This is a genomic window from Micromonospora trifolii, from assembly GCF_022229005.1.
In the GTDB taxonomy this organism is placed as follows: Bacteria; Actinomycetota; Actinomycetes; order Mycobacteriales; family Micromonosporaceae; genus Micromonospora; species Micromonospora trifolii.
The window spans coordinates 321781-344603 of sequence record NZ_JAKKFD010000044.1 but is presented as its reverse complement, the minus strand read 5'-3'; the positions used below and the strand labels follow the sequence as shown (position 1 = coordinate 344603).

General features: G+C 67.8%; 17 protein-coding genes and 2 pseudogenes. 6 read left to right on the top strand and 13 right to left on the bottom strand.

Going from position 1 to position 22823, the window contains the following annotated elements; all coding sequences use genetic code 11:
- Positions 1-95: 95 nt before the first annotated feature.
- Both NIE79_RS26225 and NIE79_RS26220 read right to left on the bottom strand, forming a co-directional pair.
- Positions 96-287, bottom strand: a pseudogene (locus tag NIE79_RS26225) (response regulator transcription factor); the annotation flags it as partial.
- 222 nt (positions 288-509) lie between these two features.
- Complete coding sequence (locus NIE79_RS26220) at positions 510-983, bottom strand: hypothetical protein (protein WP_238681090.1); 474 nt, start codon at positions 981-983, stop codon at positions 510-512.
- A 474-nt stretch (positions 984-1457) separates the two neighbouring features.
- On the opposite strand from NIE79_RS26220, the gene NIE79_RS26215 reads away from it, so the two are divergent.
- On the top strand, positions 1458-2528 hold the full coding sequence (locus NIE79_RS26215; RefSeq protein WP_238681089.1) for a restriction endonuclease: 1071 nt from the start codon (positions 1458-1460) through the stop codon (positions 2526-2528).
- 261 nt (positions 2529-2789) lie between these two features.
- On the opposite strand, the gene NIE79_RS26210 is transcribed toward NIE79_RS26215, so the two are convergent.
- Positions 2790-3473 carry a hypothetical protein gene (locus NIE79_RS26210; RefSeq protein WP_238681088.1) on the bottom strand — a complete coding sequence of 228 codons (684 nt, stop codon included), beginning with the start codon at positions 3471-3473 and terminating at the stop codon, positions 2790-2792.
- Positions 3474-5267: 1794 nt separating this feature from the next.
- On the bottom strand, positions 5268-5699 hold the full coding sequence (locus NIE79_RS26205) for a hypothetical protein (protein ID WP_238681087.1): 432 nt from the start codon (positions 5697-5699) through the stop codon (positions 5268-5270).
- 249 nt (positions 5700-5948) lie between these two features.
- On the opposite strand from NIE79_RS26205, the gene NIE79_RS26200 reads away from it, so the two are divergent.
- A complete protein-coding gene (locus tag NIE79_RS26200) occupies positions 5949-9164 on the top strand; it encodes a hypothetical protein (RefSeq protein WP_238681086.1) in 3216 nt (1071 codons plus the stop codon).
- Between the two features lie 430 nt (positions 9165-9594).
- Here NIE79_RS26200 and NIE79_RS26195 read toward each other — a convergent pair whose 3' ends face one another.
- Positions 9595-10140: a hypothetical protein gene (locus NIE79_RS26195; protein ID WP_238681085.1), complete on the bottom strand. Its 546-nt coding sequence runs from the start codon at positions 10138-10140 to the stop codon at positions 9595-9597.
- Between the two features lie 163 nt (positions 10141-10303).
- Between NIE79_RS26195 and NIE79_RS33825 the strand changes: the two genes are divergently transcribed.
- Complete coding sequence (locus NIE79_RS33825; protein ID WP_308193229.1) at positions 10304-10558, top strand: tyrosine-type recombinase/integrase; 255 nt, start codon at positions 10304-10306, stop codon at positions 10556-10558.
- Between the two features lie 7 nt (positions 10559-10565).
- Here NIE79_RS33825 and NIE79_RS26190 read toward each other — a convergent pair whose 3' ends face one another.
- Positions 10566-10859 carry a hypothetical protein gene (locus NIE79_RS26190; RefSeq protein WP_238681084.1) on the bottom strand — a complete coding sequence of 98 codons (294 nt, stop codon included), beginning with the start codon at positions 10857-10859 and terminating at the stop codon, positions 10566-10568.
- On the opposite strand from NIE79_RS26190, the gene NIE79_RS26185 reads away from it, so the two are divergent.
- On the top strand, positions 10852-11478 hold the full coding sequence (locus tag NIE79_RS26185) for a hypothetical protein (protein ID WP_238681083.1): 627 nt from the start codon (positions 10852-10854) through the stop codon (positions 11476-11478). The genes NIE79_RS26190 and NIE79_RS26185 overlap by 8 nt on opposite strands.
- Positions 11479-12169: 691 nt before the next feature.
- The gene (locus NIE79_RS26180) at positions 12170-12337 is read left to right on the top strand and encodes a hypothetical protein (protein WP_167517419.1); all 168 of its coding nucleotides are present in this window, start codon (positions 12170-12172) and stop codon (positions 12335-12337) included.
- A 712-nt stretch (positions 12338-13049) separates the two neighbouring features.
- On the opposite strand, the gene NIE79_RS26175 is transcribed toward NIE79_RS26180, so the two are convergent.
- The 6 genes and pseudogenes from NIE79_RS26175 to NIE79_RS26145 all read right to left on the bottom strand — a co-directional run bounded on the left by NIE79_RS26175 (position 13050) and on the right by NIE79_RS26145 (position 18453).
- Positions 13050-13220: a hypothetical protein gene (locus tag NIE79_RS26175; RefSeq protein ID WP_238681082.1), complete on the bottom strand. Its 171-nt coding sequence runs from the start codon at positions 13218-13220 to the stop codon at positions 13050-13052.
- Entirely contained in the window at positions 13198-13749 is a 552-nt protein-coding gene (locus NIE79_RS26170) for an RNA polymerase sigma factor (protein WP_238681081.1), read from the bottom strand. Before NIE79_RS26170 ends, NIE79_RS26175 begins: the two co-directional genes overlap by 23 nt.
- 346 nt (positions 13750-14095) lie before the next feature.
- A complete protein-coding gene (locus NIE79_RS26165; protein WP_238681080.1) occupies positions 14096-14326 on the bottom strand; it encodes a hypothetical protein in 231 nt (76 codons plus the stop codon).
- 116 nt (positions 14327-14442) lie between these two features.
- Positions 14443-14799, bottom strand: a pseudogene (locus tag NIE79_RS26160) (DUF4913 domain-containing protein).
- Between the two features lie 196 nt (positions 14800-14995).
- Positions 14996-17179: a WD40 repeat domain-containing protein gene (locus tag NIE79_RS26155; RefSeq protein WP_238681079.1), complete on the bottom strand. Its 2184-nt coding sequence runs from the start codon at positions 17177-17179 to the stop codon at positions 14996-14998.
- A 1010-nt stretch (positions 17180-18189) separates the two neighbouring features.
- Positions 18190-18453: a hypothetical protein gene (locus NIE79_RS26145; protein ID WP_238681078.1), complete on the bottom strand. Its 264-nt coding sequence runs from the start codon at positions 18451-18453 to the stop codon at positions 18190-18192.
- Positions 18454-18642: 189 nt separating this feature from the next.
- On the opposite strand from NIE79_RS26145, the gene NIE79_RS26140 reads away from it, so the two are divergent.
- Complete coding sequence (locus tag NIE79_RS26140) at positions 18643-19236, top strand: helix-turn-helix domain-containing protein (RefSeq protein ID WP_238681077.1); 594 nt, start codon at positions 18643-18645, stop codon at positions 19234-19236.
- Here NIE79_RS26140 and NIE79_RS26135 read toward each other — a convergent pair.
- Entirely contained in the window at positions 19202-22795 is a 3594-nt protein-coding gene (locus NIE79_RS26135) for an AAA family ATPase (protein WP_238681076.1), read from the bottom strand. The two genes, NIE79_RS26140 and NIE79_RS26135, sit on opposite strands and share 35 nt — an antisense overlap.
- Between the last annotated feature and the right edge of the window lie 28 nt (positions 22796-22823).

Sequence of the window (22823 nt, the reverse complement as noted above, 5' to 3'; positions counted from 1 at the left end):
CGCGCCGGTCCGCTCACGACAATCCCGCCGTCCGGGCTGCTCGGGCCGTGGGCATCCGTGACGCGCCCCGCGAGTTGTACGAGCGACTCGTCGCGTCAGTCCTCCGGCGAGCCGGGACTGACCAGACCCGTCTCGTAGGCGACCACCACCGCCTGCACCCGGTCGCGCAGCTTGTGTTTGCTGAGGATCCGGGCGACGTGTGTTTTCACGGTCGCCTCGGACAGGTACAGCGTGGCGGCGAGTTCGGCGTTGCTGAGGCCACCTGCCAGCAGACGCAGGACCTCCACCCGGCATCCCTACGACTCGGCGGCGCCGGCACTCTGCGGTGTAGACCCGGCCGTTTGGCGAGTCGGCTGACCTCATGAACGCACTGATCTCGACATGAGCGTGCAGGTAATCGGGGTTGCTGAGGCGCGTCCGGCCGAGGGGGCTCACACGCCAAGATGAGTCCCGGCTGGCTGGGCTCGGGCCCCGTCAACCGCCTGAGAAGGGGCAGACCGGTGGAGCGGCTAAGGCTCGATGTCGCAGGCGAGTCGCCGGGGGCCGCTCCCGCTGGACCACCACCAGTACTGGGGTCCATCGGGTTCAAGGAGCAGCCAGAGGCCATGCTTGTAGGGGCACATGCTGGCGGGGAGGCTGACGTGGCCCCGGAAGCTCTGGTCACTCGGGACTGGGTCGCTTGGCAGCAAGCGCAGGCACTTGTCGTAGGCGATCGCCTCGGCGGCGTGCCCGGTGAGAACCGAGAGCTTGGCGAAGTCGTGGAGCCTCCCGTCCTCGCGGTTGTGGGTCTTGACTTCAATCGCGAGCAGGTTGCCTGCGGGGCCCAGGTCGTGTCGTCGGTGAACAATCATGTCCGGGATGATCTTGCGACCGAGTCCTGCACCGATCAGCCTCTTTGTCACTTGGCCGGCGCGCTCGTAGTCCTGGTCGAGTACTAAGCCGTTCAATGACAGGCCGGTCACGTGCCTGTTGAGGTAGATCATTAAGCGCCCGACCACTACTCGTTCAGTGGTTCCCAGTAGTTCTAAGTCATGGGTGTATAGGTCATGAACCGAAGCGCATATGGCACCGCGGAGCTGGTCAAACGACGGATCCGCATTGGGTGGGCTACCCTCGGCGGCGGCCTCGGCCGGGACCAGTCGTCCCTTGGAAGGTCCGCCAAGTGGCCACCCTTCTGCTGTCGCCACACCCCCAGTCTGGCGGTTGGCATCAACGTCTGACATCAGCCGTTGTGGCCAAGGCCGGACGTCGGTGTCACGGTCCGCAGGCCCAGCGCGGACCTCGTGGCCGTCCGCTGAGGTTGCGAATCCGGCCGGAAGCGCGCCCTACAGCGAGGGCTCAGGCGAAGCCAGATCGCCCTTCACGCCGTGCTGGGCGGCCTCGCCCGCCGTCCCGGCGAACATCGCTCTTGCGGCAGGCGGTCGACGTGCGACAACCGAGGTAGGAGGATGCACCGCATGGCGAATGCGTGGGTGATTCGGTCCGGGCGGCATGGTGAGCGTGACCAGTGGGCTCTGGTCAACGGGTTCTCAGGCGGCGGATGGCGCGAGGTCCCCGACCTGGGCCCCTGCGCGAGCCGTGAGGACGTTGCGAAGGTCGTTGAGGCAACGTGGCCGGGCGCGTCCGTGGGCAAGCGGCACAACTTCACCGGGCAGCTGTGGGCCCTGCGGTCCCGCATCCGTCCCAAGGATCTACTGGTCATGCCGCTGAAAACGACGAAGCAGATCGCCTTCGGACGCGTGACCAGCGGCTACCATTATCGCGCCGACGAGGCGGAGGCCGACCGCCGGCATGTCGTCACCGTCGACTGGCAACGCATCGACTTGCCACGCGCTGCGGTCAAGCAGGATCTGCTGTTCACGCTCGGCAGCGCCATGTCCATCTTCGCGCCGAGCAAGAACAACGCCACCGCTCGGCTGGAGCACTTGCTTACGTACGGCACCGATCCCGGCAACGCCGCATTGAGTGGCACCACGCCGAAGACCGCCGCGACTAGCCAGGCCAGCGATACCGCCGCGCAGACGGACGTTGACGAGCCGGAGCTGGCGGCCGACATCGAGCAGGTCGCCCTCGATCAGATCACCGCCCGCATCGCAGAGGAGTTCGCTGGCCACGATCTGGCGACGCTCGTCACCGCGATCCTCACCGCAGAAGGCTTCCACTGCACACTGGCACCCCCCGGTCCGGACGGCGGCATCGACATCACTGCCGGACGCGGCCCGCTTGGTCTCGACAGCCCTCGCCTGCTCGCCCAGGTCAAGTCCGGCTCACAGATCGGGTCACCCATCGTCGCGCAGCTCCACGGAGTTATGACGACGCACGGCGCCGAGCAGGGCCTGCTCGTCGCCTGGGGCGGCCTGACGAAGCCAGCCCGCGACACCCTGAAGAACCAGCACCTGCGGGTGCGGGTGTGGGAGGCAGCTGACGTGGTCGATGCCGTGCTGCGTACGTATGACCGGCTGCCGGAAGAGATCCGCGCCCAGGTGCCGCTGCGCAGGGTATGGATGCTCTCCGACGCTGGCTTCTGACCTGGACCGCCTGATCGCAAGCGCGTGCGCTGCCGCCGATCTCGGTCGTCGCGATGGCAGATAGAACCACTTGGCTGCCGCCTGGTTATCGCCGAGCTCCTGCGGGCAGTGTGCGGCTCGTTTGCAGTGCTCCTTCGTCGCTTGTTCGGCGACGTCGTCCGGACAGGACACTGGCCAGCGGGAGAGGCTGCCGGGCCTTAGGGCGGCGAGCGGCGGTACATCGTGGGCGAACAGGTCTGCCCGCACGCCTGCAACGTCGCCTCACTCGCGGCAGCGGAGCCGCGTCTCCATGAGGTCGAAACTGCTACTCGCGAATTCCGTGGCGTCCTCTACTGCCTCACTTTTTGTCGTCCATCCTGCTTGGAGCCCCTCTCTCAGGCGGGAGGCGTATGTGATCACCTCCGCCGGCCGCAACAGGTCCTCGACGAGGTTGCAGTCCAGCGCAGTGGGCCACGTACGTTGGTTTACTCGTGCCGACCCGACGAGGATCCCCACGTAGGCCAACCGCAGCTCGGCACCACCGATGGAGTGTGTGCCGACTCCGAGCCCCCTTCCCGGCGTGTAGTAGATCGGCAGGGCCGTGTCGAGCACATTGACTCCGTTGCCGCCACCGGGTAATTGGGCCGCCGTCGAAACGCCTTCGGGTATGCGCCGGCCGGGCGACGCGGCCTGCTGCGGGCAGAACCGGCGGCCGGCCTCGTCACGGGCGAAGGTCAACAACCGCTGCTTCCGCCGGTCGACCGGCGGCGCCCATTTGACACCGAGCCTGCGAGCGAGCGCCTGCCCCCTCGCGTTGGCTTCGGCAACCTGTGCGGCCAACTGCTGTGGGGTACGTGACGGCAGCACGATTGAGCACCAGGCGGGTGGCACCGCTTGCAACTGCCAGCCCAGTTGGTCCGCGAGCTGTGGGTCCTCGGCGCGGACGCGGAGCAAGTACGCGGCCATATCACGGCGGATCCGGCGCTGCCGTGGCCTGTCGTAGGCGTCCTCACCTGGGTCAGGGATGTACCCGTCCGATAGGCCTGCGTCCTTGGCGCTGACCTTGTCGTGGGGCTCTCCTCCGGCCCAGAGCCGGTCCCAAGCAGTGCTGGAAGTGATAGCCGAAGGCTGAGGGGAGGCAGATGTTGGACTGGCCACAGCCGAGGATATGACGGGTGCGGCAGGGTGCTCCGCAGTCGAATAGCTGCACCCAGTCAGGACTACCGCACATACAAGCAGAGCCAACCGTTGTAGATGTCTCGCCTCCACCCGGAACACGACGATAGGCTATCTGCAGGCTTAGGCGCATGCACAGTGGAGAAAGCTTGGCGAAGTCAGGCTCTACGGCGAGGTTGAAGTCGTCCTCCTCGACCTCGACCGCAGGATGGCGCGCTTACGACTTTAGGCCTGGCCTGTCGGCATTAATGGCGGGGTGCCGACGGGTCAGTCGAGTGCAGCGACCGCATCATCCTGACTCTTCCGTCGGACCTCCGCACGGACGTCGGCGAGGCTTTGACCCGCGTGAGCGGCAAGGTCGAACTGGTCCCGCTGTCATCCGTGGTCGCCCGCGCTCTCGACCAGGCTGTCGGTGGCGCGGCCCTGGTCGTCCTCGTCCATGCCGAGGATCGGGATTCCCTCGTTGGCGTTGGCCAGTGCACTGCGTCGCCGCAGAGGGCTCTCCGGTCCGGTCGCTGCCCGTGTATGTGTCGCGCTTGAAATCCAGGTCCGGGTTTTGCCTGGTGGCCGGGCTGAGCCCTTCGACCTGCGCATAGGTCAACGTTTCGTCGATCGGCCCCACCGCGGCTGTTCGAGCCGGGGGTTCCGCAGCGTTGGCATTCATCGATCGTGGCCGCCCCGCCACCGGTGCGCAAATCGGCAATCACCGCGACGTAGAAGTGGAGGACAAGCAGGGCCCATACAATGCGTGTGGCCCGGCTACCCGAGGGGTTCCGGTGACGGTTGTACTGGCCGAGGAGGGGCTGGCACAGGTTCAGTCAGTACGCATGCCGTGAGGCGGGCGCGGCACGGTGGCAGGGGCCAGCGGGGGCGATCAGACCCGGCGGGGTTCTGTGTGGGGCCCCCGTTTACCCCCCGAAAACCCCACCTAATCGTTGACGAAGGGTGACAAGGGGCGATAAGCGCCTGGCGGTGTCTCTGCAGCTCCGCGACCACTTTCGGCAAGCAATGACAAGCTTGGTTCGGTTATTGTTGGTAACAAGGGGGCGTGGGTTCAAAATCGGCCACTGGCCACGGTCAGGGACCCTGGCCGGGCCCTGCTCTGGCGGGCCTGCCGGACGCTGTGTTGCTGCTATGGGGCAAGGCTCGGCGACGGCGGACAATCACCATCCATAGTGGGTTGCCAAGTCATCGTCGGTACATAGCGACGGTGGGGTTGCGGTATCGATCGCCCCACGGAGTTGAATACCGACGCCACCAGTGCCGGAGGTGCCGAGGTGTCCGCGTCGCGGGCGGCGAATGCAACAGCGTGACCCTTATGGATCGAGGCCTCGACGTCGGTGGCCAGGTAAGCCGCTCGGCGGGTTGCCTCCGGCAGAACCTGGCGTTGGCAGGTCCGGTTACGAGTCTTGATAACCGTGATTATCACGCATCACCTTGAACGTGTCCCACTCTGCCGGAATCCTGCGGAGCAGGGCGGAGTCAGCCATCCACCCACCTCTCAAATGGATAGGTGTGACCACTGGAAGGGCTGACCGTTGACCGACCCGACCCTGCGCGGCCTCTGGCTCGCGATCGCCACCCTCACCGCAGCCGCTCCAGCCGCCGCACCGTCGCCAACAACGTCGCGATCTTGCGGTCATGGGTCAACGCCACCAGCTTCGGCGCCTTCGCCTCGAACCCCATACGCGCCAACTCGATCAACCGGCGGGTCGGCACACCCGTGCTGATCACATCCACCGCTCCCATGTGCAGGCCCGCGATCTGCGCCACCCGGTCCAACGACTTCACCAGGCCCCGCCCGGTCGAGTTCTTCGGCCCCCGCCGCCACAGGTCCAACCGCGACCGGCGCTGGCCCTCCGGCACCAGCAGGATCTCCTCCAGCGAGCCGGCCTGCTGCGCCGTCACCGCCTGCGACAGCACCCGCCACACCCGGAGCTCCACCGCCTTACGCACGCTGGCCACGTCATCGAGCAACGTCGTCACACCCGGCAGCAGCACCCGCTCAGCGCGCAACCGGGCCACCGCCGAGTAGAACAACGCCTTGGGCCCGTCACCAGCGGCCCACGCCTATCACCGACCCAGGCCACAGGGCGTACCTCTTCATCAGCGGTTCGGCACGGTGACACCCGATGCCCACGAGGGTACGGTCCCACGGAACGCCCCGCCGCACCGCCAGACACGGCCGGCCCGCGTGAGCGCGCTGTTGCATGATGGTCCCGGCGTCGTCATCGGTGGCGGGACCGGCGATCGGGGAGAGGTGCGATGGGCCGCATGTCCGGCCGGTGGCGACCGTCCCCGGTCACGATCCTGCTGCTCGGCATGGCGCTCGCCCTGGCCGGGAACATGGCCACGAACACAGTGGATCCGCCGGACGCCTGGCGCTGGTGGCCGTGGGCGGTGTGGGCCGTGGTCGGGCTGCTGATGGCGGCCTCGATGGCGGTGCAGTACGCCCAGCCCCGGCACGGTCCCGGTGGTCCGCACGATCAGGTGGTGGCCGATCTCGCGGCCCGGCTGGAGCGCAGCTGGTCGGCCGAGGCGGCGCGGCGGGAGGTGACCCGGCCGGCGCCGCTGGTGGTGTCCTGGTCCTCGACCGGCCGGCCGGCGGCCGGCCGCGACGTGGTGCTGGACGACCCGCTGGGCGGGGACTGGCAGCAGTTCCCGTTGGCCGGGCAGACCGACCTCCCGCGGCCCGGGTCGACCGGCCCGATCAACCAGCAGATCGTCGCCGCGTTCCGGCGGCTGCCGCACCGGCAGCTGGTGGTCCTCGGTGAGCCGGGCGCCGGCAAGAGCGTTTTCGCGCTCCTGCTGACCCTCGGGCTGATCCGGACCCGGGACGTCGGCGGGGGTGGGGGCGGGACGCAGCTGCCGGTGCTGCTGGCCATCAATGGGTGGGATCCGGCCGAGCCGGTGGACGTGTTCGTGGCCCGCCGGCTGTCCGAGGACTACGCCGATGTGCTCGCCGCCTACGGCCCTCCGCGGTCGGTGGCCGACCGCCTGGTCGAGCACAACCAGGTGCTGCCGGTGCTCGACGGCCTGGATGAACTGCCGGACCGGGTCCTAGGGCCGGCGGTGACAGCCCTGAACGACTACGCCGCGGCGGGCGGGCCGTTGGTGGTGACCAGCCGGAGCGGCGAGTACGAAAAGATGGTCGCGCGCACCGACACCATCCTGACGACGGCCGCGGTGGTGGAACTCGAGCCCGTCACCCCCGCCGCGGCGATCGCCTTCCTGTCCTACCCGGAGCGCGCCCGTCCCCGCTGGGAGCCGGTATTCGACCACCTGCGCCGCGAGCCGCCGTCGAGTCCGCTGACACAGGCGTTCGCCACACCGTTGATGGTGGCGCTGGCCCGGACCGCTTACCGGGAACCCGGGACGGACCCCGGGGAACTGCTCGATCTGCCGTCCGTCGAGGCGGTCACCGGCCGGCTGATGGATGCCTTTGTCACCGCCGTCCACACCGGTCCGGCGCCGGGCTCCCGCCCCGGCCGGCTCCGCCGGGCGCCCACCTATCCCGCCGGCCGGGCCCGCCGATGGCTGAGCTGCCTGGCCTACGACCTGTACCAGAGCGGCGCCCGCGACCTGCATTGGTGGAAGATCGCGCCCGACCTGCTCGCGGCCCGCTGGGCGTGGGTGTTGGCGATGACCGAGTTCGGCGTTCCGGTGCTGATGGCCGCGCTGATCGCGGGACCGGTGGGCGCCGTCACGGGCGTCGGCTGGCTCTTGCCGATCATGGCGGGGGTCTTGATCATGGGGGTGGCGGCGAGCGGCCGGCTGCGCCCCCTGTGGCCGCACGGCTATCCGCCCTACACCCGGGTCACGTTCCGTAACCGCAAACAGCGCCGGATCGAACGGATCGTTCTTGCGCTCGCCTACGGTGGCGCCGGCGGCTTCCTTACCGGACTGATCACCACCACGTGGCCGGGGACCACGGCCGGCCGGCTCCTTCACCTGCTGACCGCCGTGGCCGCCGGCCTCGTCTACGGGCTGGCCACTGTGGTCCTGCCCGCGTGGCGGCCGGCCCTGCCGACCCGCCGGGTCACCCCGACCACCACCCTCGGGCACAACCGCCGGATCGTCGCCGCGGCCGCGTGTCAGCACGCCCTGACCGGTGGCGCCGTGCTCGCCCTGGCCGCCACGCTGATCCACACCTCGCCCGTGACCACCGGGCTCACCGCCGCGATCGTCTACGGCGCCACCGCGGGGCTGGTCGCCGGCGGCTGGGGCTGGATCCGGTTCCGCCTCACTCACGCCCGGCTCGCCCTGCGGGGCTGGCTGCCCTGGCGGCTGCACAGATTTCTCGCCGACGCCCACCGGCGCGGTGTCCTGCGCCGGGCCGGACCGGTCTACCAGTTCCGGCACGCCATCCTTCAGGACCACCTGGCCCAGGCGCTACACCCGCACCAGCTCCGGGCCCGGTTCGACGTCGGCGACCACTCCGCCGTCAAGCCCCTGGCCGAGCTGCTCGTCGGGCAGGGCCGGGTGGACGAGGCGATCGAGGTCCTGCGCCCCACCGCCGACGACGGGAACTACTCCGAGGCCCAGCGGCTGGCCGAGCTTCTCGTCGGGCAGGGCCGGGTGGACGAGGTGCGCACCCGGGCCGACGCGGGGGACCGCGCTGCCGGCGAGCGGTTGGCCGGCTTGCTCGCCGAGCAGGACCGGGTGGACGAGTTGCGGGGCCGGGCCGACGCCGGTGACGTCGCCGCCGCGGTGCGATTGACCGAGGTGCTCGCCGAGCGGGGCCGGGTGGATGAGGCGATCGAGGTCCTGCGGGCCCCGGCCGATGCCCATGATCACTCTGCCGGCGAGCGGCTGGCCGGGTTGCTCGCCGAGCATGGCCGGGTGGACGAGTTGCGGGCCCGGGCCGACGCCGGCGACTTCCGGGCAATGCTGCCGTTGGCCGAGCTGCTTCGCAGGCTGGGGCGGGTCGACGAGTTGCGGGCCCGGGCCGACGGCTACGACCTCTATGCCGGCGGCCCGCTGGCCGAGCTGCTCGCCGAGCAGGGCCGGGTCGACGAGTTGCGGGCCCGGGCCGACGCCGGCGACCTCTGGGCCGGCGGGCCGCTGGCCCGGCTGCTCGCCGAGCAGGGCCGGGTCGACGAGTTGCGGGCCCGGGCCGACGCCGGGGACAGGTTCGCCGTGGGGCCGTTGGCTACGGCGCTCGCCGATCAGGGCCGCGTGGACGAGTTGCGGGGCCGGGCCGACGCCGGCGACGTCACCGCCGCCGCGGTGCTGTCCACGGTGCTCGCCGAGCAGGGCCGGGTCGACGAGGCGATCGCCATCCTGAGGGCCCGGGCGGACTCCGACGGCCACAACTATGACGACAAGTGGCTGGCCGCCGAGTGGCTGGTGGGGCTTCTCGACCGGGAGGGTCGCGTCGACGAGGCGATCGAGGTACTGCGGCCCTGGTCCGGTCGCCCGGCCGCCGCCGAACTCATGGCCCGGCTCTCAGCCGAGCGGAAGCGACACCCGGGACGGTAGGGAGATAGAAAAACTTCACTACGTTCTTACTGTTAACACTCTTTATCTTATGTTGGGTGCACAGCCGACGGAGCGGCGCAGATCGCTGGTGTAGGCGCGCCGGGTGCTCTCCGGCATGGCACAGCGCTCCGCGCGCTCGAAAGCCGCCGGCATGCCAGGTACCCAGAGCCACACGCCAGATTCGCGGAGCTCCTGCCAGTTACGCAGAGCCTGTGCCAGATTTGCGGAGCCAGGACAGAAGAGTGGTGACGCGGTACTGAAGAGCGGTGTCGTCCCTACTGAACGCCCGCGTCACGGCCGCTGAAGTGCGGCTGGCGCTCAACAGCTGGTCGAGGGGCCGGCAGCCGCTAGCCGCCATGGCGCTCTGCCAGTCAGCGGATAAGCTCCGTTATCCGCTGAGTGGCGTCACCATCTCAGCGAATAACGTGGTTCAGCCCTGGCTGAGAGTCCGGCCGGCACTCAGTGGATAAGAAGGACGGTGGACCACCGTGGCCCGGACCGCGACCGCGAAGGTCATCGCGCTACGCCCCGCGGATCCGACGCGGCCGTCGACGGGGCCCTCGCGGCGCTGAACCGCCACCTCGACCGGTGCGCCCTGGCCGCCAACACCACCAAGGCGTACCGGGCCCGCACCCGCGCGTACGCCGCCTGGCTCGACCAGCACGCCGGCGAGCACCAGGACGCGTTCGTCGACCAGGTCGGCGCCGAGGCCGCCGTCACCGCCTGGCGGCGGCACCTCATCACCACCAAGGCCGGCCCGTCCACCGTGAACCAGGCCCTCGCCGCCGTCGACCTTCTCTACGAGATCGGCGCCGGACTCCAGCTGAAGGTCAAACGGGCCCGCGTGCCCCGCCCCGGCGAACCCGACGCCCTCACCCCCAAGGAGCAAGGCGCCGTCGAGCGGGCCGCCGACCGCCGCGGCGCCCGCGACGCCGCCATCGTCGCCCTGCTGCTCTACACCGGCGCCCGCGCCCAAGAGTGCGCCCGCCTCGACCTCGACGACCTCGCCCTCAGCCCCGCACCGGCAAGATCCGCCTACACGGCAAGGGCGACGAAGGCCGCCAGGTTCCGGTCCCCGCCCCGGCACGCGAACGGCTCAGCACCTGGCTGCCCCATCGCGGCGGCGAGGCGGGACCGCTGTGGACCGGCCAACGCGGCCAGCTCACCACCTCCGGCATCACCCAGGTGGTGCTCACCGTCGGTGCCGCCCCGGCCTGCACGGGCTGCGCCCGCACCGCCTGCGCCACACCTACGCGACCCGGTTGCGTCAGGGCGGCGCCGACTCCGCGCAGGTTCAGGCGCTGCTCGGGCACGCCTCGCTCGACACCACCGCCCGGTACTTCCGCGCTGGCGTTGCGGAGCAATCCGCCGTGGTGGGGAGGATTTTCGAGTGAGGGCTCCTCAGATTCTTTGAACAGTGCAGGTGTTCCTGACCCTCTCGTAAACCGCGACAGCCGCCGTTGGCGGCTCGAGGCGCTCGCTGGCGGTCGGGTGTGCGTCTTCGAGCAGATCAGCGCGCACATCGCTGGCACGCTGCTGCGCTAGGGCCAAGACATTCAGCGGCTCGGCGTGTGGTTGTTTGACCGGGGTGTCGATCCGGAGCCTCTGTTCGCAGCTTGACCGCAGGCCATGGCGATTGCTGCCCAGCAGCAAGATGAAGCTGTCCCAACCGATGAGGAGTCCGACGATGGGCACGCGGAAGCTCACTAGGTTGCACGTCCCATACGCCAGGATCGCGGCCTGGCTACCCACCAGCTCCGAACCGCCGAAGCTCACGGACTGGCTGCAGGGCCTCTCTGCGCTGGTTGCCGTCATGACCGCAGCGCCTGCGTTGATCATCGCGGTGATCACCTACCGCGGTCAGCAGGAGATTAACCGTGCTCAGCTAGGGCTAGCTCAGCTCGAGAACCAGCGGCACCAGGAACGCTTCGCCTCGCGGGTGGTCGCGTGGGCCGAGCAGGATGGCACCGACGAGCCGCTGAGCCTGATGCGCTTCCAGAATCGGTCGGTCGCTCCCGTCAGGAAGATCGTGTTCACGATGATGGTCCGCGACGGCGGCACGGATGTGTTCGTGGCAACGGTCAGCGCGCCGCCTTGTTCTTTGCTGACGTTCCGTCTAGAGCGGGACGGCAAGCCGTTTACCACCGACCATGACTGGATTGAGGCTATTTTCACTGATCCAGTTACGACCTGGTACTTTACCCCGGAAAGGCTACGGCCTGCCGACAGTAACGAAGCGCTGTGGCCGGTTACGGATAACCGTGCGGTCGAGCTGACGGACCAGCGAGCGCCGGCCTCGGACTGCAGTGGTTGACGGCCGGTGCGCCGAAGCGCCATACCGCATCGCGCTATAGCAGCAACGTCACCAGCGCATCGGTGAACTCCCCAGCTGCGGCAATTCACCGACGCCGCCAGCAGCGTCAGGGCCACCTCCACGCTGCGACCACGCAGGTGCGACGGCGACTCCACCGCCGCGCAGGCCCGCCGCGCCGCGAGGACAACCCGCAGCGGTACTTCGAGGCGCTGGGGCGGGCCGTGTCCTCTCTCAGAGACACCGGCGCGCTCAACGGCACCACCAACCTCGACTGGTGGCCCCGCTGCCCCTTGCCGTACCCGTATCGAGGCTGGTCCCCATTCATGGCAGTCACCGTACTGGCGTCAGCCGTGCCACCGGTGGACCCGTCTTGAGTTGAGCTTCAACCCCAGGTCAAGTTGATCGCGTGGACCCACTTCGCGGCCCCGGGTCGGCGTTTCGGCGGGGTTGTCACCAACCAGCCCTTCTGCTGAAGCTTTCCCAACAGGTGGTTCTAGCTGCGGAAACGTCCATGCGGGGGGTGGCGTTAGCGGCATCGGCCAAAGGAGTGCGGGGGGATGTCGAGGTTGGGCAGTAGAGTGACCCTCCGACGTGACGTTCCAATCCCTACCTCGGGACGGACTCCGGGTCGCACCCCCTAGCGAGGGCGCCCGGGTACGACTCCGAGACCCCCGGGAGATGGAAGTACGTCATGTCGAACCGATCGTCCCGGGTTCGCCGGCATGTGTGCCGGTGCACCCCGAAGTCCCGCCGCTTCACCTACCGGTGGCAGTGGCAGAAGATTACCAACGCGGTGGTCCTCCTGATGGAGGTCACGGCCAAGGCGGTGATCATCTATCGGGCCTGGAAAGGGATGTAGCCCCGCATAGCGGGGCTACATGACCGGTCACGAAGGGCGCTCCGCTCCGAAGGTTCCAGGCCCAGAGGGCGGGGCGTTCTTCGTTGTTTTCTATTCGTGCGACGTGTCGCAGCACCCGCAGTGTGTCATAAGCGGCCGTACAGAAGTAGGGAAGCCTGGCTTGAAGGCTTCTGCAATCCGGCTGGCTGCGATACCGTCCGGCCCCCGTGACGTGCGGATACTCCCGCTTGTAACGCTAGCTCGCGTTCTGGTGCGTTCTCTGACACACGAGGCGGGGCCGATCTGGCGGGCTGCCGACCGGGGCCAACCGTCGCTCCGTTCGACGGCTGTGGCCTCGGATCGGCCAGCGGGCAGCGCGGCAGGTGATCGGGATCGACCACGACCCCCGGGCACTCCTCCTGCCGGCACTTCCACATGCGCCGCATCCAGCGGCAGCCGGCCGGGCACTCACCGTGCGGGGCAGCGGGGCGCGGTGGCCGGCGGGGCAGGCTGTCGGCGCCCACTCCTGCCAGACCCGTCCGCCGCCGCGCGTGCGTATCCACCGCCCCGCCACCACGGCATGAGGGTACGAGGCAGTCGACGTGTCGATTCCGAGGTATGGCGGCTCACTGGCAGGCATACGGGCCACTGCTTCTCCCGTCACTCCAGCCGGGAAGATTAGCCATGTGGGCTCCCAACCAGTCGGTCGGGGGCCCACATGCTGGAGTCGCTGTTATCGGGTCTGGCTGCGGCGTTCTGGAACGAGTTCGGGGTCGAGCCCGGCCTCTCGGAACAGGTCACGCAGTCGCTGCTCAACGTCGATCGTCGTGTCCAGGGACCTCAGCGTGGACGCGGAGGTTCGCTCGAAGAGCTGGTCGAGTTCAAGGTCCTTGTTTGGGTCCATCGCTTGCCTCCCTTCTGGCTGCATCGCCCCGCTGCTGGTCGAGCTTGCGGATGAGAGCCTGCCGGGCGTGGCGCAGGTGTGAGCGCACCGTCCCGGGGTCCTGTCCGGTCACGCTGGCGATCTCGGTGGGCGTGTAGCCCTCCGCGATCCAGGCCACGACGTCTCGCTGTTTATCGGGCAGGTCCTTCACCATGCGGTGGAAGTGCTGCGCCTCGATGTCGAAGATCTGTTCGGTCGCGTCGTCCTGGGGGCCGTTGTGCAGCCACCACTCGCGCTCTCGCCGGGACTTCTGCCGGGTGCGGATGAAGATGGAGCTTGCCGTCTGACGCACCCACGCTCGTGGGTGCTCGATGGTTGGCCACTTCAGCAGCGCGCACTTCATGGCCTCTTGGGCGGCGTCCTCTGCCTCGCTCAAGGACGCACCTTTGCGGATCAAGAAGCGGATCAGGCGCGTGAAGTCATCGCGGTAGTACTCCGCGAAGCCTTCTACGTCGACCTGCGCCCTCTCTGCTCCCACCTGCTCAGACATGGATCCACCCTTCGTTTGAAGCGGGGATACGGCGTTGCCGTGTTTGATGTGCGAGTCACGATTTCTCCTCATTCGAAAGGCGCGGTGCCGACCCGGTGCCGGTACTACGCGTGGACGTTCTCTGGTCACTCGGGTTGGGTGGCCAGTCGTGCTACCTCTTCGTGCTGGTCGGTCCCTGTGCCGACCCTCGGTCCGTGGATCCCTCATGGGCGGGGTTGTTGCTTCTCCTGTCTCCTACTTGCGGCGGCACCCCGCTGGCGTCGCCTGCTCTTACGGTAGGTGAGTGCATGGGCGACGGCTGAGCGTGCAAGCCGTCGCCCAAGATTTTCCGGGGATTTCGGACCGGCTACCGGCGCCAACGCACCAGGCAGGCGAGGATCACTGCGGCCACCGCGGCGACCAGCGTGACCAGTACCGACTGAGATACGGCATACGCGCTCGGCACGCCGACGAGCGCCAGGTTGGCGACCGTCACGAGCTTCGCGGTGTCGTCGCGGCTGCTCGGCTTCTCCGAGTGCGAGTCCGCGTTGATGGCCTTGACCTTCGGCTCCATGGCTTTGGTCGTCTCGTCAGGCACCGGGCACTCCTTCGTCACGCCGTACGTGGCCCGTCCGGCTCTGACTGGTGAGTGCTGGCGATGGCGCCCGCCGTGCAGTCGATGTGGCGATGCCGTGGAATCAGAAGGTGTCCGCGTCAGGAAGCTGGCGAGCACTTGCGGCGGCGCTGGCTCGACGGGTAGCGGTCGGGGGCGCTGTGTTTGTCGGGCCCGCAGCGGTTGAAGTGCCCGTACTCGGCGGCCAGGGCGGCGAGGTGTGAGTCGAGGTGGTCGCGCCACCAGATGCTCATGCCGGTCTGGGGGTCGCTGACTCGCAGCGTTTACCAGGCCCGCCAGAGCGCGTACAGGCGGGAAATCGCCTCGGGGTGCGCCCACCACCGCCGGCACCAGTCGACCCCACTGGTCGGCCTCGAGGCGAGACGTCGCTCGACGACGTGCCAGCGAGATACCTGAGTGGGGCGCGCCGGGGGCAATGGATCATCGAGCGGCTGCATCTGGCTGCTCGCCGATGACCTGAGTTCGCCGCAGCAGGCGGCGGCGTCCTTGAAAAGCCGCCTTCGAACAAGTACCCCGACGGGCAGCTACTCGACCACCGCCGCAGCCGTCACCTGCAACCCCTGACGTCGTTACGGCGCTTATCGCGTAGGAGCTTCATGGTCGAATCCTGAACAAGTCGTGCCAGCTTGGGGGTCATCCGGAGCATTCGACCGCGAATCGGTACAGGCCAGCCTCTCCGCCGACGATCAGCGAAGTCCCAGCTTGGCTCCAAGCACAGGCCCGACCTGGCCGCTCCATCCTCGTCGTGGTTAGGGCTCGGCCTCCAAGTGTGTCCCAGATCCATACGGAACCGTCGTCACCGGTAGAGGCGAGTCGGGCGCCGTCGGCACTGATGGCGATGGCGTTGACTGGCCCTGTGTGTGCGAGCAGTTGCTGACGTCGCTCGCCGGTGGTTGGGTCCCAGATGCGTACAGTGCCGTCGTTGCCGGCGGTGGCGAGCCAGGATCCGTCGGCGGTGATGGCGATGGCGTTGACTGGCCCTTTGTGTGCGAACAGTTGCTGACGTCGTTTGCCGGTGGTTGGGTCCCAGATGCGTACAGTGCCGTCAGCACCGGCGCTGGCAAGCCAGGTGCCATCGTCGCTTATGGCGACTGCTTCCGCCCACCCTGGATTCCCGGGAATTGCCTTGCGTATACGCGTACGTCTGTCTCCGGCCCGTTCCGCTCTTGCAGACTCGCGGTCCAAGATGTCGAAAATATAGACTTCCCCGTCGGTGCCTGCGGTAACGAGCCCAGAGTCAACTGAGGCTACGTCCAACGCTTGGACTGATCCGCTCTTAAGTGTCTTTCGCGGCAAAGCCCCAGTCATTGCGTCGCGCACGTGTACCGCCCCTTGGGCGTCTACGGTCGCCAGCCAGGCCCCGTCAGGTGCCAGCACCACCGCCAAGATCGCTCCCGCATGGCTGGTTGGCTTGCCGTGGCTAGTGCCGATGGCGGTGTCCCAGATGCGTGCCGTGCCATCGGAGCCAACGGTAGCGAGCCAGGTGCCGTCGGAAGAGACGGCGACTCCCTTCACCGCGCCCGCGTGGCCGCCTAACTTGGCGCGTGGCTTGCCAGTGGCGGTGTCCCAGATGTTCACCACATCGCCTGAGGTGGCGGCCAGCCAAGTATCGTCCGGCGCGGCGGCAACTGCCGAACTACTACCGCCCATCCTCCTAAGTTTCTTGCCTGTGGTGGTCTCCCAGATGCATGTGTCGTTACCTTCGCCAGCGGTGGCTATCCATTGGCCATTTGCTGCCACGGCTATCCCCTGCACTGGCCATCTGCCGCCGGTCACCTCGAGGCGAAGTCTGCCATTTGCCTCCCATATGCGCGCTGTTCCGTCCCCACTTCCGGAAGCGAGCCAACTACCATCGGGGGCGATGGCGACCGCCAGCACTCGTCCAGAACCGCCGGCGAGCACGGTCCGCGGGGCACACGTGGCAGCCCCCCAGATACGCGTAGCCCCATCAGCCCCACCTGTGACGAACCAGGTGCCATCTGGTGCAATCGCCACCGCCTGAACTGGCCAGTCGTTGGCGCGCGCGACGGCGCGGAGTGCCAGTGTTTTCAGGTCCCAGATGCGCACAACCCCTTGCTCATCGCCAGTGGCGAGCCAGGAGCCGTCAGGCGCGATAGCAAGGGTTAGCACCTTTGTCGGCCGCTCTACCTCAAGAAGGCCGCGCTGTACGCCGGTGGCGTAGTCCCAGATGCGCGTGCTTCCGTCGTCGCCGCTGGTGGCGAGCCAGGTCCTGTCCAAAGCGACTGCAACGGCGCGTGCAGCGCCGAGATGGCCCGCGAGGGTGCGGACCAATGCCGGGTCCGGTAAATCGGGCAGCGGCCATGTGCTAATCAGCGTCGGTGTGGTGCTTCCGGCAGCGAGCGTTCGGACCTGTCGTCCCCAGTCAGGATCATGAATGACGCGGCTGTAGAAGGCGTGGGTTAGAAGATCCGTGGGCTCCGTCGGGGGAAGGAGGTGGGCAGTTTGACTGAGGACACGACGCAGGCGTGCAGCCCGTTGGGTGCTCAAGTGTGCCAAGTCAGTCATTGGTGCAATGAGACCGGATTGCGCTAGCCGCGCTCCGACCCACCGTAGGTCTGTCGCTACCGCTTCCGCGCAAAGATTTTCCTCAGCGGCGAGGAGATGCTCGATGAGATGGTCCCAAAGATAACGCATCTTCTCAGAAATCTCCCACCAGGACGCAAGTTCGCCCAAGCCTTCAATCCACTCTACTGGTGACGTATCTGGAAGGCCTGAGGCCACCTCAGTCAGCAGCATCTGATGTAGTCGCTTCGCTCGAACATCGCCGATCTCGGCGTGTAGGAAGTCGCGCACCACGTCGTGCAGGCTGACGATACCGCCATCCTGGTCTGGGCTAAGAGTCAGAAGAGCGAGGTCAGCTAGCCGCGCGCAAAGCGCCCCGGCTGCGACTGCGTCTACACCTGCTGTCGCCTGCCAAAGCATCGATATGAGGCTGACGGGCACCAGTTCGTCCTATGTGCGCCGGTTGGCTGACGTCAGGCTGGGTGGCCATGAGGTGCTGGTCGCGTTGCCGACGGTGCTGGGCGTGGACGACTTCGCCCGCCGTCGTGGGCACCGATACGCCACGGTGCTGCTCGACATGCACACCCGCCGGTCGATCGACGTCCTGCCCGACCGCACCGCCGACAAGCCCACTGCGCAGCGTTTAGATTGCCGTAGTCGCGGAGGAACGCGCCGTTGTCCCCGTGGTCGGACAGCCATTGCTCCAGCAGTTCGTCCGGCCACCCGAGTCCACTGACCAGCGGGTGGCACCGGGACGCATGGAACCCGGACAGGTTTTCTCGGTAGGACCGGGAGATCGGGGCGATGTCTTGCAGGCGCACGGTTGTCATTTTGGACGGCCCAGACCCCGCCCTCCAAGCCACTTCTTTTCGGCTGCAGACGGTGCCCTGGCCATGTCCACGGCTGTCGACAACGGTGGAGCGGCGCCAGCGTCATCGCTTGACTGCCGCATCTAGTATCCGCGATCTCGGCACCAGTCCTGCCCGGGCAGTCGTGAGAGCGGCCGTCGTCTCGCTCCTGCTCACCATCCATTGCCATCGGTGCCGAAAGATCGGAACCTGCGCCCCTGCCGACCATCACACTCGGGAGCTGCTGTCCGCGGTGGCCATATCCATCGTCTCGGCTTTCCGCATCGTCACCGGCGCTGCCGGAACCGTCGGTCGGCTCGCCGGGTCCCAGATGCCGCTGGTCCGCTAATCCAAGGAGGGGAGATCGCCGCCCCGATCGCGTGCCGCCTGAGCGACGCCGCCGCCATGATCGCCGGCATGGCGCTGTCGATCAACGGCGGCTAAACAGCCCGTTGATCATCCGTCTGGGTGCAGAGTCTTCTGGACCCAGAGGACCATTCCCTTGGTGAGTTCGGACAGGGGCTGAACCTGTCGAACCCTCTGCATCCGCTGAGATTCGGTCAGTTTGCGGGCCAAGCCCTCGTCCCAGTAGTCCTTTATGACTTCGGCGATCAGGTCATACAGCTCGGGTGAGGGCGGCGGTACGGGTGTCGGCAGCGGCAGACCGCCGATGTCGAAATCCTGGTGAGGTGGATCGCTGGGGTCGTCGTCGTAGACCACGGCAACTCCTCGAAGGCGTAGGTGCACTGAGCGTATGGACATCGGTGCGCGCCGAGTACCGACCGATGTCGGCCGTGGTCGTGCCAGGAGTTGGCAGAAACCTGACCTGCTCGCGGGTCGGCGGACCGGTGGGCGAGCACCCGTGTTTACGCTGTAGCCCGCGCGGCCGAGAAGGGATGCCCATCACCGGTGACCGTCCATGTCGCGGTCCTTGACCCCCTGCCGATGTATCAGCAGGGAGTAACCGCGACCCTGTCCGCGATCGGTCACATCGTCGAGACGCCTGAAGACCCGTTGGCATGGGTCCGCAGGTCTCCGGGCGCGGTCCTGCTATTGACGTTGGTCGCGCACGGCGACTGGGAGCTGCTGTTCCGGCTGCGGGACGAAACGTCACCCCATGCGGTAATAGCCGTGGTCGAGGACGACATCGTGGTTCTCGGCGTTCGGGCGGTGCGGGCCGGCGCCCGCTCGGTGATACCGCGCTGTGTCACCAACGAGACGTTGCGGCGCACGATCGAGGCCACGCTCGACGGTCAGGCGGTCCTGCCCGCCGGGGTGGCGGCGGCGCTGGCCTCCGGTGAGGAACACTCGCTGCCCCCGGCGGAACGGCTGGAGTGGCTGCGTCAGCTTGCCGAGGGGGCCACCGTGGCGCAGCTCGCGCAGCGAGCCGGCTACTCCGAGCGCGCGATGTTTCGCCTGTTGCAGGCTCTATACCAGGAGATCGGGGTGCGGACCCGCCTTGAGGCCATCATGCAGGCTCGTGATCGGGGTTGGTTGCCGTGAGCTCGTCCAGCACCGGCTGCAATGGACCCCGGGGGCGGCCGCGGAGGTCGATCCGGCTGACCAGGAACCGCAGGAGTCTCCGCAGGCCGTCGCTCTCCGGTGCCCTGGACCGTGACTCCCGGAAGGCCTGCACGGCGTCATCGACCGGAACGTCGCGGTCGAGAACGTCTTCGCACATCGCGAGTGCTCGGAAGTCACCAGCCGCGAAGTCGCGGGGGTCGTGCCGGTAGCGGTTGCCGGACTCGGCGGCCAGCTGCCGGAACCGCATGCCGGCGATGGCGGGGCGGCGCTGGCGCCGGGCGACCACTGCCTCGAGCGCGAGCACCACCAGCGAGTGGCCCGGGCGCCGGTAGCGTCTGACCGTGAGAATCTCCTGAGCAGCGAGGCCCAGTTCGCCGTTCTCCAGGTGCACGAGACAGAGGGTCGTTCGGGCTCGGGTCAGGATCGCCGGGTCGTGCAGTTGCTGGGCCAGTTCGACCGCCTCGGCAGCGCGGGCGTGTGCACCCGCCTTGTCGCCTTCCCAGAACAACAGGTCAGCCTCGCCGTCCGCGAGCGCGGCCCGATGCCAACGGCCGGCGCTGTCGTTCGCCCAGCGCTGCGCCTCCTCGATCCACCGGCGGGCCTCGGGCAGTTGGGCGAGCTCGGCATGCCAGCGGGAGAGCTTTAGGGCGAGGGTGACCCTGCGGGCGGCGGCCCGTCGGGCGGTCGGCGTGTCGGGGTAGCCGTCCTCCGAGGGCAGGCGGTATGCCGTCTCGACGTGATGGATGGCTTCCGGGAACCGTCCCCAGCGCCGGTAACAGTCGGCCAGGCCCTCGAGCCCTCCCATCCGGAGGACCGGATCGCCGAGCTGCTCGGCGCCGTCGAGCGCCGTCCGATAGCGCGCCAAGGCCTCCTCGACATCGTTGTCGAGCCAGGACATCGCGGCCAAGTTGGCCCCGATCCTGAGCTTCGCCACTTCGTGCCGGTCCTGTTCGGCGTAGGCGAGTGCACGCTGGTAGGCGGCCCGCGCCTCGGCGAAGCGTCCGCGCGAACGGTGGATGCCGCCGATCGCACTCTCGTTGGCCATCTCAAGGTACGGATGGCCGAGACGGCCGCGCAGCGTGTCGCGGGTGTCGAGCAGCAGGAAGGTGTTGTTTCCCTCGCGAAGCCGGTCGTGGATATTCTCCACCAGCTCGTACGCCGACTCGAACTCGCCCGCCTCGATCAGCGCCCGCAGCTCGACGAAGTGAACTGCAAGATCAGCCACGGATCGAGGATTCCGGTTGCGCATCTCCTTGAGACGGGCCGCCACGTCAGACGACAGATCCCGAGCACTTCCGTCCATACGCCGGAGAATCGCGTCCGCATCGGCGTCCGTGAGCTCGTAACGGTCGCCGTCCCGCCGCACGAGCATGCTGTCAGTCAGCCTCTCCAGCGCGTGGAGAGTCTCCTCGTCGGCCGCACCTTCGAACAAAGCCAAAACGTGTTCCTCGGCGACCGGAATCGAAAAGGCTGCCAGCGCCTCCAGTACCCGGCGAGCCGGTGGCTCAAGGTCGTTGAGCAGCAGACTGAGCAGGGTTTCCGGCACCTCCCTCGGTGCGAGGCCAGACAACTCGTCAACCAGCGCGCGCAGCCGGACGCGGTGCAGGGACAGCACGCAGACCGCGTGGAACAGGTTAGTGAGGCGTGGATTGCCCTGCAGTACCCGGTAGAGCTGGCCGAGCCCTTCGTCGTCGAGGCGCCGCACGCGCGAGGAGCCACCGGGCCGATCCCGCAGCAAACCCACAAAGTAGTCGTAGTGCAGGCGAGTGATAGCGATCGGTGGTTCAGTCACGGCCCACGTGCCGTCCGACGGGGAGGTCGGCACGACGCTGGTGATCAGCACGACCGAGACACGGTGCTCTGCTCGCGCGCTCAGCGACTCGAAGGCCTCGTCCAAGGCGCCGTCAGTGAGCACGGCGCCCGGCCCCAGCAGCTGCTGCGCATCCTCGACGACGATGACGATCGTCTTGTCTCCGACCGCGTCCAGCGCCGCCTCCAATCTGGCCGATGAAGACTCACCCGGCCGCAGTTCGGCCCCCGGGGCAGTACCACCCTCGATGCACTCGATGAGGGTCTTCGTGTCCAGTAGTACCCCGCCGACGGCTGGCGTGCGGAACACCTGGACTTGGCTGCTGTCCAGACCGCTCAGCACCCTGGTGACCAGCGTCGACTTGCCGACCCCGCGCGGCCCGACCACGACGACCACGCCGTACGGCCCGTCGACCAGCCGCTTGCGCAACGCCTCCCGTGCCGCGTCGTGAAAGGCCGGCACCGCACTGCCGCCCGTCGCTCGTCGCGGACGGGACCGCGACGCGTTGGCGTCGGCTCCCGGCAGGATGAACTCCAAGGGAAGTTGCAGCCGGTCGGTGTCCTCGATCTCGCCACGGGGGAGGAGTTCGGTGGCGGCATGCGCGGCCAGCCAGAAAAACCACTGGCGGTCGGCCGGTGTGAGCAGGGACCGACCGGAGAGGATCAGCCCTATCGCGGTAAGACAGACGAGCCGTTGCTTCCGCCAGTCGCCCAACAGACCCTTGTCGTTTGCGTATTCGTGTTCGGCGCCGTAGATGCCGGAGATTAACTGGCGCATCTCCCGGCTGAGCGTCGGGGAGAGCCTTCTATAATCCGTCTGCGGATCCAGCAGTGCGGCCCTTAGCGCGGCCTGGTTCGAGGCCTTCTCCTCGCGCAGGCGCATCGCGATGGTGGTGCACATCAGATAGCACGGATCCCACGCGAGCAACCCGTTCGGGCGGTACCGCGAGAGGTCGATCAGCCAGTAGTCGGGCGGATCGCTCGCCTCCGTGGCCACCAGCAGGTTTCCCGGATGCAAGTCACCGTGTGTGTGCCCGCGGAAGGGACGCAGATCGACGAGGTCACCGAGCGCGCTGTCGGTGGCCAATGCGAAGGGATTGACGAGGTCCCCGTCCGGGTGACGCAACCAGGTCTTCGGAGCGGAGACGAGGCCGGCATAACTGTCCGCCCAGGTGTGCAAGATCCCACCCGGCTCGATCCGGTCTCCCAGCAGCGCCTTCAGGACCCGCCCGGCGTTCATCGGATCACTCGGCACCGTGTTGGCATTCCAGTCGAGGAGCAGCGACCGGATGATGGCCCTGCAGGTCGCCGCCGGATCATTGTGCTTCTCGAAGATCTTGTCGAATCCAATGGTGTGGTCGAAGCCGCCGCCCGCGACCTGCTGAAAGGTGATCCAGCCGCCCCCCATCAGAGACTTGAAGGGAAAGTTGTACCGCACCAGATGGTCGAGCCTGAGCGGCTTAGCGTGCCACTCCGCCAGCTGATTCGCTTCGAGTTCAGTGAGAGCCCGCTCCGGCGCAGTGTCCACCTTGATGATGGTTCCTTCGCTGGATCCCGTCCTCCCGTGTGCATACACGCCGAAGACCCGGGCCGAAGTGAAACCCGAGGCCGACCAGTTGACCGGGGTCAGACGGACGCCGGTGTCCTGCGCCCACGACCTGAGCGCGGCCTTCGCCGGTTCCGAATCGAGCTGGTCGAGGATCTGGTCGAGCCCTTGGTCGCGCTCCATTGCATCCTCCTGATGTCCGAAGGGGCGG